This is a genomic window from Pseudomonas sp. Con_6, assembly GCF_059379395.1.
In genome coordinates, this window is the sequence record NZ_CM182011.1 from 3,173,948 (window position 1) to 3,186,353 (window position 12,406).

At 64.4% G+C, this 12,406-nt stretch carries 6 protein-coding genes; 3 read left to right on the plus strand and 3 right to left on the minus strand.

Features of this window, described 5'->3' with window-relative positions; translation table 11 throughout:
* The first annotated feature begins 1 nt into the window (after position 1).
* From AC5QPF_RS14200 to AC5QPF_RS14210, 3 genes are all read left to right on the plus strand, one after another.
* Positions 2-664 carry a response regulator gene (locus AC5QPF_RS14200; protein WP_494963823.1) on the plus strand — a complete coding sequence of 221 codons (663 nt, stop codon included), beginning with the start codon at positions 2-4 and terminating at the stop codon, positions 662-664.
* Entirely contained in the window at positions 661-2,025 is a 1,365-nt protein-coding gene (locus tag AC5QPF_RS14205) for an ATP-binding protein (protein ID WP_494963824.1), read from the plus strand. Before AC5QPF_RS14200 ends, AC5QPF_RS14205 begins: the two co-directional genes overlap by 4 nt.
* Positions 2,026-2,174: 149 nt before the next feature.
* Positions 2,175-4,079 (plus strand): sigma 54-interacting transcriptional regulator, encoded by a 1,905-nt coding sequence (locus AC5QPF_RS14210; RefSeq protein WP_494963825.1) that lies wholly within the window; start codon positions 2,175-2,177, stop codon positions 4,077-4,079.
* Positions 4,080-4,122: 43 nt separating this feature from the next.
* Here the strand turns inward: AC5QPF_RS14210 and aldA are convergent, their stop codons facing one another.
* The 3 genes from aldA to AC5QPF_RS14225 all read right to left on the minus strand — a co-directional run bounded on the left by aldA (position 4,123) and on the right by AC5QPF_RS14225 (position 12,163).
* Positions 4,123-5,556 (minus strand): aldehyde dehydrogenase, encoded by a 1,434-nt coding sequence (gene aldA, locus AC5QPF_RS14215; RefSeq protein WP_494963826.1) that lies wholly within the window; start codon positions 5,554-5,556, stop codon positions 4,123-4,125.
* Between the two features lie 26 nt (positions 5,557-5,582).
* On the minus strand, positions 5,583-7,733 hold the full coding sequence (locus AC5QPF_RS14220) for a PQQ-dependent dehydrogenase, methanol/ethanol family (protein WP_494963827.1): 2,151 nt from the start codon (positions 7,731-7,733) through the stop codon (positions 5,583-5,585).
* Positions 7,734-8,071: 338 nt separating this feature from the next.
* Positions 8,072-12,163: an SNF2-related protein gene (locus AC5QPF_RS14225; RefSeq protein WP_494963828.1), complete on the minus strand. Its 4,092-nt coding sequence runs from the start codon at positions 12,161-12,163 to the stop codon at positions 8,072-8,074.
* Positions 12,164-12,406: the final 243 nt, after the last annotated feature.

The following is a 12,406-nucleotide window of genomic DNA, read 5'->3' on the forward strand; positions in this document are numbered from 1 at the left end:
CATGAGGCTGCTGCTGGTTGAGGACGATATCGCGCTGGGAGAAGGCATCTGCGACGGCTTGCGCCAGGAGGGCTATACCCTCGACTGGCTGCGTGACGGTGCCAGCGGCTTGCATGCGTTGCAGCATGAAACATTCGACCTGGCGATACTGGACCTTGGCCTGCCACGACTGGATGGCATCGAACTGCTTCGGCGGGTCAGGGCCGGTGGTGACAGCTTGCCGGTGCTGATCCTCACGGCGCGGGACGCTCTGGAGGACCGCATCACGGGGCTGGATGCGGGTGCCGATGACTATCTGGTCAAACCCTTCGACCTGAACGAACTCAAGGCGCGCTTGCGCGCCTTGCTCAGGCGCAGTGCCGGGCGTGCCAAGGTGTTGATCGAACATGCAGGGGTGGTGCTCGATCCCGCCACCCAACAGGTCCACTACCAGGACAGCGAAGTCATACTGACGCCGAAGGAATACCAGCTGTTGCATGAGCTGCTGGCCCAGCCCGGCAAGGTTTTCACCCGGGAGCGCCTGACCCAGTTGCTCTACGGTTGGGACGAAGAGCCTGAGAGCAATACGCTTGAAGTGCACATCTACCATCTGCGCAAGAAGCTGTTCAACGGCCTCATTCGCACGGTGCGCGGGATCGGCTATCTGGTCGAGGTCAAGGCATGAGCTCGCTGCGCCAGCGTACACTGTGGCGGGTGATGCTGTTATTGGTGCTGGGCAACGGCCTGTTGGCGCTCTACAACTACCACGACAGCCGCCATGAAATTAACGAGGTGTACGACGCACACCTGGCCCAGAACGCGCGGTTGTTGCAGGGCGTGATGAGCATGCCGGTGCAGAATGGCTCCCGGGACGCGATGTACCAGGCGTTCAACGCGGCACTGAACCAGGCCGGTCATCATCGGATTGGCCATCCTTACGAGAGCAAGCTGGCTTTTCAAGTGTGGGGGGAGGGGGGCGTGTTGCTCGTCCATACCGCGAGCGCTCCCCGGTTCGCGGCGCCACCGACTGCCCCGGGGTTCTCCGACTTTTCCAGTGACGAGCAGCAGTGGCGTGGTTTCGTGCTGCCGGTGCCGGAACAGCACTGGACCATCTGGGTGGGAGAGCGCGACGACGTGCGTTTCGACCTGATCGACCGGATCGTGCGCCATACGTTGTTCCCGTTCCTGCTCGGCAGCCTGGCCCTGGTGGTGCTTGTCTGGGTGGCGATTGGCTGGGGTTTGCGCCCGTTGCAGAACATGGCCGCGGTGATCCGCGCGCGTCATGCCGAATCCCTCGATCCCTTGCACCTGGCGCCGCTGCCCGCGGAGCTAGAGCCCATGCAGGCGGCGATCAACCGGCTGCTGGCGCAGATCGACGACCTGTTGCAGCGTGAACATCGCTTCATTGCCGATGCCGCCCATGAAATGCGCACGCCATTGGCGGTATTACGCCTGCACGCCCAGAACGCGCTGGAGGCCGTTAACGAGGCGGAGCGGCACAAGGCGCTGGGTTTTCTGATCGGTGGGGTCGACCGGTTGACCCGGGTGGTGAACCAGTTGCTCACGCTGGCTCGTGTCGAGCCCCGACTGGGGCAGCGTCCGGCGGCCGAGGTCGACCTGGCGGAGATGGTCACCGACACCCTGGCCGAGCTGACGCCCTGGATACTCGATCGCGGGCTCGAGCCCTCGCTGGATATTGGCGAGGGCGATCACCACCTGGCTGTCGATGCCTGTGCGCTGACCATTGCCTTGCAGAACCTGGTGTCCAACGCGGTGGAGCACTCGCCTGCGGGAGGACGGATAACCGTGTTGCTCAGGCGCCTGGACAGGTGCTTCGAACTGATCGTCGAAGACGAAGGACCGGGTATCGCAGAGGCGGAGATTTCTCGCGTGTTCGAGCGCTTCTACAGCCGCAACAGCCCCAATGGCGCCGGCCTGGGGTTGTCCATCGTCACCACCATCATCGACCGTCTCGGTGGGCGTGTTCACCTGCAGAATAGGCCTGGCGGGGGGATGGCTGCGACCTTGTCGTTGCCTTTGGCTTGAGCCGGTGACCCTGAAGGGCGGCTAGTCAATGGTCATGGCGCTCTCCCGCTCCAGGGGCTATCTTGAGCCCCTGGCGGCCACGCGCCGCCGCGCCCATAACAAGATCGCCGTGCCACCGCTGCGAAGTGGCACGCTATAGGGAGCCTTTCATGACCCGGCCCGGCACACAGACCCATCCGAGCGAACTCGCTGCCTTCGTCGCCGAACATTTCCCCGGCCGGGGGATCCGTCCGGACCGGGTGATCGCCCAGTCCTGGTATCGCAGTGTCATGCAGCACGGGCTCGATCCCGCCACTGCCACCCGCCTGGATATCCTCTGCGCTGACGATATCCGCCGTCACCAGGAGCAGCACCAGCAGTACCTCGACATTGCCAGCCAGGGCGTCAGCGGCCTGGCCCGTCGCGTGGTGCCGGCGGGTTTCGCAGTGCTGCTGAGCGACGCCCACGGCATCACCCTGGATGCCCGCCTGCCGCGCCAGCACGACCCGTATATCCGCTCCGGCCTGGTGGTAGGCGCGCGCTGGGACGAGTCCATCGCCGGGACCAACGGCATTGGCACCACCCTGGCGGCAGCCGAGCCGCTGATCATCCATCGCGAGGAACACTTCCTCACCGCCAACGCCCGTCTGAGCTGCTCCGTCGCGCCGATCTTCAATGCCCAGGGCCAGTTGCAGGGCTGCCTGAATGCCACCTGCCTGGACAGCGACGGCCCCAAGGAAAGCCAATACCTGACCCTGCAACTGGTGATCCTCTACGCCCGCCTGATCGAGAACGCCCACTTCCGCCAGAGCTACCGCGATCGCCTGACGCTCTCGCTGAAGCCCATCGACGAGATCGCCGATCTGGCCAACGAGCAATTGCTGGCGGTGGATGAAAACGGCCGAGTGATCGGCGCCAACCACGCCGCGTTCAGCGCTCATGAGCGGGCTGACGGTCGTAGTCTGCTGGGCACAGCGATCGAGCAATTGTTACCGATGGGTGTCGACGAATTGCTGCGCCTCACCCACGGCGGCGCCCGCGGTCTGCGCTTGCGCGCCTCGGAGGATGAAGCGCTGCTGGATGTCAGCCTGCGCAGTCCCTCGGCCCTGAGCCGGCCGGCCCCGGCATCAAGATCCGCGCCCAGGGCGCAGCGGCCACGTCACCCCGATCTGGATCGACTGGCCGGCGCCGACCCGCATTTGCAACAGACAGTGCGCCGCTTGCGCAAGGTCATCGACAAGGACATCGCCATCCTTGTCACCGGCGAAACCGGCACCGGCAAGGAAGCCTTCGCCCGTGCCATCCACCAGGCCAGCGCGCGCCAGGCCGGGCCCTTCGTCGCGCTCAATTGCGCGGCGATCCCGGAGAGCCTGATCGAGAGCGAACTGTTCGGTTATCACGCCGGTAGTTTTACCGGTGCTGGCAAGAAGGGCATGAAGGGCAAGCTGGAACTGGCCAATGGCGGCACGTTGTTTCTCGACGAGATCGGCGACATGCCCGCGCACCTGCAGACCCGCCTGTTGCGGGTGTTGGCCGAGCGCGAGATCTCACCGTTGGGCGCGCCGGCGCCGGTGGCGCTGGATATCCAGGTGGTTTGCGCCACGCACCAGGATTTGCAGGGGATGTTGCGGGAGAAGGATTTTCGCGAGGATCTGTTCTACCGCCTCAATGGCATGACGCTGCATCTGCCGCCGTTGCGTGAGCGTAGTGATCGGGGGCAACTGATTGACGGGCTGCTCGACAGCCTGGATGAAGGGCAGGGCATGCAGCTGACTGCGCAGGCCCGCCAGTGTCTGGTGGATGCGCCGTGGCCCGGGAATATCCGGCAACTGCTCAATGCCTTGCGTTATGCGATGGCGTTGGCGGAGGAGGGGATCATTGATCTGGATTGCCTGCCGGCTGAACTGTTGCAGGGTGCTGTACCGGACGCACCGCAAGGTTCGGACCTGGTGACGGTGTTACGTCGTCATCGCTGGAACATCAGTGCGGCGGCGGCCGAGTTGGGCATTGCGCGCTCGACGCTTTATCGGCAGATGAAAAAGCAGAACCTGGTGCAGCCCAACGATCGTCTGTGAACCGGATTGGGGCTGCAAAGCAGCCCCAAAAGCCAGCTGATCCTCAAGCCTGGATATACACCACATGGGTATGGGTGTACTCATACAACCCATGCTTGCCATCCGCTCCGCCGATCCCCGACTTGCGCGTCCCGGCATGGAAGCCCTGCATGGCTTCGAAGTTCTCCCGGTTGATGTAGGTCTCGCCAAAATCCAGCCCGCGGGTGGCGTGCAGGGCGGCACTGAGGTCGCGGGTGTAGATCGACGAGGTCAGGCCATATTCGCTGTCATTGGACAAGGCAATGGCTTGGTCCAGGTCGTCGACGATCTGGATCGGCAACACCGGCCCGAAGATCTCCTTGCGCATGATCTCCATGCCTGCCGAGCAGCCTGCCAGCACCGTCGGCTGGTAATGGAAACCCTGGCCCAGGTCGGCCACCGCGCCACCGGTGATTACCTGCGCGCCTTGCCCGGTGGCGGTACGGACCATCTGTGCGACCTTGTCCAACCCTGCCTGGTTGATCAGCGGCCCCATGTCCAGCCCGCTCTCAGCCAGCGGGTCGCCATAGCGGGTGGCGGCCATGGACGCGGCGATGCGCTCGATGAACGCATCGGCCACCTTGCGCTCGACATAGACCCGCTCGGCGCAGTTGCACACCTGCCCGGTATTGATCACCCGGGAAGCGGTGATGGCCTTGACCGCCAGCTCCAGATCGGCGTCGGCCAGCACGATAGCGGGTGCCTTGCCACCCAGTTCGAGGTTGAGCTTGGTGATGTTCGGTGCGGCGGCGGCCATGATCGCCGAGCCGGTACCGACGCTGCCGGTGAAGCTGACCAGGTCGATGCCCGGGTGACGACTCAGGGCGTTGCCGACCGTGGCGCCGGTACCGCAAACCACGTTGAACACGCCGGTCGGCAGGTCGGTCTCGGCCACCAGGCGGGCGAACTCGAAGCAGTTGATCGGGGTTTCTTCGCTGGGCTTGATGACGATGGTGTTACCGGTCAGCAGCGCCGGCGCCATCTTGCGCGCGATAAGGAAGAACGGGAAGTTCCACGGCAGGATCCCGGCCACCACTCCCAGCGGCTTGCGCAGCAGGAAGATGCTTTCGCCGGGCCGGTCGCTGCTCAGCACTTCGCCTTCCAGGCGCCGGGCCCACTCGGCCATATAGTCCAGGTAGTCGGCGGTAAAGTTCACCTCGACCCGGGCCAGCTCCAGCACCTTGCCCTGTTCGGCGGTGATGGTCCGGGCCAGGCGCTCGGCATGCTCGCGTACCTTGGCGGCGATCTTGCGCAGATATCCGGCGCGTTCGATGGCCGGGCGCGCAGCCCAGGCCTTTTGCGCCTGGCGCGCCGCGGCGATGGCCCTGTCGACATCGGCGTCGTTGCCTTGGGGCACGCGCCCGAGCAACTGGCCGTTGGCCGGGTTGCGTACTTCGAGATGCTCGTCGCTGGCGACGAAGGCATTGGCAATGTAGTTCTGGTAGAGGCTTTCACTCATGTCCGCGTCTCTCTTGTCGGAGGGGGTTAGTGCTTGCTGCTGAACTGTTTCCAGGCGTCGCCTTCGCTGACCAGGTCGTGGGAGCGCTTGATCAGGTATTGGTGGATCTGCTCGACCTGCTGGGGCGTGAAGGCATCGGCGAAGGACGGCATGCCGTCGGGTACACGGCCGCCATAGAGGATGCCGAGGAACATCTGGTGCTTCTCTGCCGTCAGCTTGCGCAGGTCGGGCAGCACGCCGCCGCTCACCGCGTGGATGCCGTGGCACTGCGAGCAGTAACCGTCATACAGCTTGGCGCCGGCCTCGATGGCCGCGACGTCGCTGCTCAGCGGTGGTGGCTTCGGCGTGTCGGGACGTGGCGCCGGTTCCTGCAGCTTGGCCGTGCCGCCGATCTTGTAGGTCAGCACCTGGGAGAACGGCTGCACCCCGGCCCGCAGCGACAGGGCGCCGGCAAAGGTGGAGAAGGCGCCGCCCCAGCCGGCCATGAAGGTCACGTATTGCTCGCCGTCGACTGTGTAGGTGATCGGCGCCGCCATCACGCCACTGGCCGCCGGCTGCTCCCAGAGTTTCTTGCCGCTGTCGGCGGCGTAGGCGATCACCCGGCCATCGGCGCTGCCTTCGAAGACCAGGTTGCCTGCGGTGCTCAGGGTGCCGCCGTTGAAGATGGTGACGTAGGGCACTTCCCAGGCCGGCTGCTGCTTGACCGGGTCCCAGGCGATCAGCTTGCCGGACCAGGTCTTGGCCATGTCCAGCAGGCCGTCGACGTTCTCCGGCATCATCCCGGTACGCAGGCCCAGCTGGTACATGCTCTTGAACGGGTTGCGCGCGGGCGCCTCGGGGATGTGCTCGTAGTAGGCCGACATGATGTGGGCCGGGATGTAGACCAGGCCTGTATTCGGGTTATAGGACATCGGCTGCCAGTCATGGGCGCCCCAGAAGGCCGGGGTCACCAGCTTGCGCTTGCCGTCCTTCCAGTAGGCGGCGCCTTCATCATCGAAGATCGGCCGGCCGGTCTTCATGTCCATGCCCTTGGTCCAGCTCTGCGGCACGATGCCCTTGGCCGAAAGCAACTGGCCGGTGGCGCGGTCGATCACGTAGAAGAAGCCGTTCTTCGGCGCCTGCATCAGCACCTTGCGCGGTTTGCCGTCGATGGGCAGCTCGGCGAGGATCATGTGCTGGGTCGCGGTGTAGTCCCAGGCGTCGCCGGGGGTGGTCTGGTAGTGCCAGACGTACTCGCCAGTATCGGCGTTCACCGCGACGATGGAGGACAGGAACAGATTGTCGCCCTTGGCCTGGCTGCGCCATTTAGGGTCCCACAGCGAGCCGTTGCCGACGCCGATGTACAGCAGGTTCAGCTCCGGATCGAAGGCGAACGAATCCCAGGCCGTACCGCCACCGCCCTGTTCGACGAAGGCGTCGCCGTGCCAGGTCTTGGCGGCGATCTCCATGCCTTTGCCTTCCGGCGGCAGCTTCGGATCGCCGGGCACGGTGTAGAAGCGCCAGGCTTCCTTGCCCGTCTCGGCATCGTAGGCGGTGACATAGCCACGCACGCCGAACTCGGCGCCGCCGTTGCCGATCACCACCTTGCCGTTGACCACCCGCGGCGCGCCGGTGATGGTGTAGCTGCGCTTGTGGTCGGCCCGGGTGTCGACCGACCAGGCGCGTTGCCCGGTCTTGGCGTCGATAGCCTCCAGGCGTCCGTCCAGCACGCCGACGTAGACCTTGCCCTTCCACACCGCCACGCCGCGGTTGACCGCGTCGCAGCAGGCTTCGCCGGCGCGGTTGCGGTCGGATTGCGGGTCGTACTTCCAGATCAGCTTGCCGTTGCGCGCGTCCAGCGCGTAGACCACGGAGAAGGGGCCGGTGGTGTACATCACCCCGTCGACCACGATCGGCGTGGCTTCCACGCCGCGGTCGAGGTCGAGCTTGTAGCTCCAGGCCAGGCCGAGCTGGCCGACGTTCTGGTCGCTGATCTGCTTGAGGGGGCTATAGCGCTGTTCGTCGTAGGTACGTCCGGTGCTCATCCAGTTCCCGGGTTCCTGGTCGGCGGCGATCAAACGCTTGGCGTCGACATTGGCGGGGGTTTCGCTGGCCTGGGCGGGGACGCTGGCCAGGCTCAGGAACATTGCGGCAGCCAGGCATTTCAGGGGAAGGGAGGCGGGGCCAATCTGTCTCATGGGGTCGATCCTGTTCTTATTAGTGGCGAGGTCGGTTCGCTTCGCAACGGGACAGGAGCAACGGGTGTGCCAGGGCGTGACAACAGGGCTGGAGCCCTTTGAAGGCGGGCGCTGGCGTGTTAAGCAAGCGAGCAGGGCGGGGTGTGGCAAGCGCTACAGGTGTTGCATCGGGCGCTACAGTGGCGGGACAGATGGAGCGCGTCATTCCATAGGTCGAATGATCGACGCGGACCCTGTTGGCGCGGGTTCACCGGATCGCCGGACCGCCGCGATTGCGTCGATGAATTCACTATCGCAATCGCGGGTGAGTCCGCTCCCCCAGAGTGTGCGTAGAGCCGCTATTGCGCGCCAGCGAGCAGCGCCAACAACGCATCGGCATCCAGCTTGGCGCTGACTTCACCCCCCTCCAGCAGACTGTCGGCCAGGTCCCGCTTGCGCGAATGCAGCGCGACGATCTGCTCTTCGATGGTGTTCTCGGCAACCAGCCGGTAGATGGTCACGGGGCGCTGCTGGCCGATGCGATAGGCGCGGTCGCTGGCCTGGTCTTCCACCGCCGGGTTCCACCAGGGGTCGAGATGGATCACATAGTCGGCGGCGGTCAGGTTGAGGCCGCTGCCGCCGGCTTTCAGGCTGATAAGGAATATCTCGCCTGCGCCCGCCTGGAAGGCGTTGACCCGGCTTTCCCGTTCCTTGGCAGGCACGCTGCCGTCCAGGTACTGGTAGGCGATGCCTGTTTCATCGAGCCATTTACGCACGATGTTCAACTGGTCGACGTACTGACTGAACACCAGAGCCTTGTGGCCATTGTCCAGCAACTCTTCGGTGATCGCGGTAAAGGCCTGAAGCTTGCTCCCTGGCAGATCCGACTCTGGCACCACCAGCGACGGGTGGCAGCAGAACCGGCGCAGGCGGGTGATTTCCGTGAGGATCTGGAAGGACTTGCCGGTCCCGGGTGCCATCTCGGCGACATTGCTGACCGCTTGCTGGCGAAGGGCTTCGTAGAGATGAAACTCCTCGTCGGAAAGCGGCACCTTGTAGGTGATCTCGGTGCGGGCGGGCAGTTCGTCGAGTACCTGGCTTTTCAGGCGGCGCAGGATGAAGGGCTGGATAAGCGTCTTGAGTGCCCGCCGGGCGGCGGCATCGCCCTGTTCGATCGGCGTGGTGAAACGGCTGTTGAAGCTGTCCTGGCTGCCGAGCAGCCCCGGATTGATGAAGCGGAACAGGTTCCACAGCTCGCCCAGGTGGTTTTCCACCGGGGTACCGGTGGCGATCACACGGAAATCGGCCTGCAAGGCCATTACAGCCTGGGAGCGTTTGGTCTGGGCATTCTTGATGGCTTGGGCTTCGTCCAGCACGATGCTGTGCCAGTGAGAGGCGGCGAAGGCTTCGCTGTCCTGCTGCAACAGGCCATAACTGGTGATTACCACATCGCCGGGACCGAGGTCAGCCAGATTGCGCGCTTGCTGATACAGATGCAGTTTCAGGTGCGGGGCGAAACGCCGGGCTTCAGCCTGCCAGTTGAGGGTGACCGAGGTCGGCGCCACCACCAGTTGCGCCCCCCCTGCGGCGCGCTGCAGCAGCAGGGCCAGGAGCTGTACGGTCTTGCCCAGACCCATGTCGTCGGCCAGGCAGGCACCGACGCCCCATTCGGCCAGGCGGGCCAGCCAGACGAAGCCTTCATGCTGGTAGGCGCGCAGATCGGCTTGCAGGGTACGGGGTAGCCGGGGCTGATAGTCACGCAGCGACTCCAGTTTTTCCACGTGCGCCTGCCAGCTTTTATCGGCTTTGAATTCGCCCACCTCTGCGGCCAGCCCGGCCAGCAGCGGTGTGGTCAAGGGACTGAGGCGAAGGCCCTGGTCCGTGACCCGGTCAGCCACGCGCGCCAGTTCCTCCAGGCGCTTGCGCAGCGTGTCATCGAGCGCCAGCCAGTCGCGCTCGTCGAGCTTGAGGAAACGGCCGGGACTGGCCTTGAGCAACTCCAGCAACTGGCGCAGTTGCAGCACCTTGCCGTCGTCGAAGGCGACCTCGCCTTGCAGGACGAACCAGTCACCCTGTTTGCGCAGACCGAGCTTGAGCGCGTCCGGCTTCAGGCGGCCCTTGATGCGCATGCGTTCGCCTTCCGGCCAGACGCAGTGCAGCAGGTTGCCGTCCACCGCATGCAGTTCGCCAAGCACCTGCAAGGCATCCTGGGGCTGGTCCAGCTGCCATTCCTGGCCATCGCTGTTGGCGTTGGCGAGACCGGGGCAGGCATCCAGCACTTGTTGCAGAGCCCGGCGTTCGCCCGCTAGGTCACGGGAAACCTGCAACGGCTTGCCGTCGCGCTCGCCGAGCACGTTTTGCGCGCCGTGGCCGGGGCGGAACCAACTGCTCTCGGCCAGGGGGCGCACCAGCAGTTGCAGGCGCAGTCCTTCGGCAAGCGGCAGCAAATGTGCGTACAGGCGGGTATCGGCGGGTTCTTGCTCGAGGTGCACCGCGAGTTCCGGCAGGTCCGAATGGATCGGCAGCAGCGGGGCGATGGCGCTGACGGCCTCGAGCAACTGCGCTTTCCCCGAGGGCGGTACGTTCAGTCCATCGCCGATGATTTTGGCGATGTGACGCAGGTCGCTGTTGACCGAGTAGATCAGCAGGCGAGTTGGCGTTTGCGGGTGCAGGTAATAGGTGTCGGCGGTGGCGATCCCCTGTGGCTCGAGGTGAAGATGGATCTGCCCGTTCCGCGTCTCGAGGTGCAGGCTGGCGTGGCCTGCCTGGAGGTCGACAGGCACGTCCGGGGCGTCGTGCCAGAACAGCGCCGGATGACCGATCAGCCTGGGCAGGCCCACGCCGAGCGGCAATTCGTAATCGGCGCTGGAGTAGTAGGACTGGTTGGCCTGGATCATGCTGATCGCCTGGCGGTCCTGCTCGCAGAGAAAGTCCATGCTGTCGCCTTCCTCCAGCAGGCGTTTCAGTGCCACGGGGCGGCCTTTGCTCCATACGCCCTTGGTCCCGAGTTTCTGTTCGCGGGGTTCGAGCTTGCTGGAGTAACTGTGGGGGTTCAACAGCCACGCCAGGCGGCTGGTCTTCTTGCCCGTCGTGGTGGCCTGTGCACTGGCGGGCTTGAGCTGGCTGAGGGCGCTGAGGGCGTGCTGCCAGGCTTCCTGGCGCTGGAGCAGCGAGACCAGGGGTTTCAAACCGGCGTGCTGGTGGAGGTCATCGAGGCGCCGTGGCACGTCGAATTGCACTGCGATCAGGGCATCGAATTCCGCTGCCAGCCAGGCGTAGTCCTGCTCTACGAGTACACCCCGGTAGTCTTCCAGCGCCGTGCGCCAGCTGTGCTCGCGTGCAAAAGGCGTATCCAGCCAGTACAAGGCCAGGGCGAGCAGCAGGCCATCCAGTCCATTGAGCTCGGCCGGACGCAGGTACGACAGCTCCGGCTTATTGCCTTGCAATTGCTCGAACAGCTTCAGGAGTACGCCATAGGCCCTGCCGTAGTTTTCTTTTTCGCCGAGCACCAGTGCCTGCTTGAGTGCGGCGTGGTGCTGGCTGTCGTTCTCGGCGATCAGCGCCAGGCAATACAGGGCGTTGAGCAGTGGTGGCAGGTCGATCTTGCGTTTCTTGGTCTCCCGGCGTTGATGGGTGAGCCAGGCCCGCAGCAGTTGCAAGGCTTCATGGGGTTGGCCGGCGAGCATCCGCTGCACGGTCTGGACGATCAGCGAATAGTCCTCTTCGCCGTAGTCCTGCATCACCTTCCAGTCGGCGCGCCAGAGTGCCTGCTCGATCAATTGCAGGGCCAGGCCGGGGTTCGGCGCGATGGTCATTTCCTCTTGGGCCAATGCATAGCTGCCGCTGGCCGGGCCCAGGACCAAGTTGGTCAGGAGAAGGTGATCCTCCAGCAGCATCCCGCGCACCGTGTCGTCCAGGTAGCCGAATACCTGGATACCGGCTGGATCGGACTGCAAAAGCTGCATGGGGTGCTGGGCGGCCCATTCTTTCATGGACAACACGTGGGCCGTCATGTTCAGTGAGTGCTCCACTCGGCGGCTGTCGCCGTTGAACAGGTCCAGCCAGAGCTCCTGTACTGCCCTTGGCTTGCCAGGTACCTGCCATTGGGTAAGCGGGGGCAAGCTGTCGCTGATCTGCTGCAGTCGCAATGGTCCATCGGCGTCGTTCAACAGGCTCAGCAAAACGCTATTGCGCCGTTGCGGGGGCACGATGAAATATTGCCCTTCGCGACGCTCTTCCACTTCGACCCAGCCTTGCTCCTGCAGCCACTCCAGCTCCGCAGGCAGGGTGTTGGCGTCAAGCAGCCTGCCCTTGTCGTTGCGGATCTCCAGGGAGCGCAGCAACTTGGCCAGCGAGGTTTTCCCTTTGCCTGGGAATGACATTGCCAGTACGTAGAGCAGGGTCTTGCAGTGGTCGGGCAGAGCGTTGATGTTGAGCGGGGTGGCGGACATCCTGAGCCTCGGTGGGAACATTCTGGGCACGGCGGCATTGTTCGAGCCGGCTTGAGGCGGCCTAGTTTCTTAAACTTGGCAGCGGTTTGTCGAGCGCTGCCAATCCTCATGGGGTTTGCCATCCCCGTGACGGCTCTCCATACTCCGATACACAAAGCCAATTGACAGAACCCCGGCCTGATCCGGGTTCTGGATAAAAATGGCATCTCCACCGTGAACCGGCCGTTTCCTCTGACTTCAAGC

Coding starts and splice junctions, on each gene's coding strand:
- AC5QPF_RS14200 (WP_494963823.1), top strand. CDS start 2: ATGAGGCTGCTGCTGGTTGAGGACGATATCGCGCTGGGAGAAGGCATC.
- AC5QPF_RS14205 (WP_494963824.1), top strand. CDS start 661: ATGAGCTCGCTGCGCCAGCGTACACTGTGGCGGGTGATGCTGTTATTG.
- AC5QPF_RS14210 (WP_494963825.1), top strand. CDS start 2,175: ATGACCCGGCCCGGCACACAGACCCATCCGAGCGAACTCGCTGCCTTC.
- aldA (WP_494963826.1), bottom strand. CDS start 5,556: ATGAGTGAAAGCCTCTACCAGAACTACATTGCCAATGCCTTCGTCGCC.
- AC5QPF_RS14220 (WP_494963827.1), bottom strand. CDS start 7,733: ATGAGACAGATTGGCCCCGCCTCCCTTCCCCTGAAATGCCTGGCTGCC.
- AC5QPF_RS14225 (WP_494963828.1), bottom strand. CDS start 12,163: ATGTCCGCCACCCCGCTCAACATCAACGCTCTGCCCGACCACTGCAAG.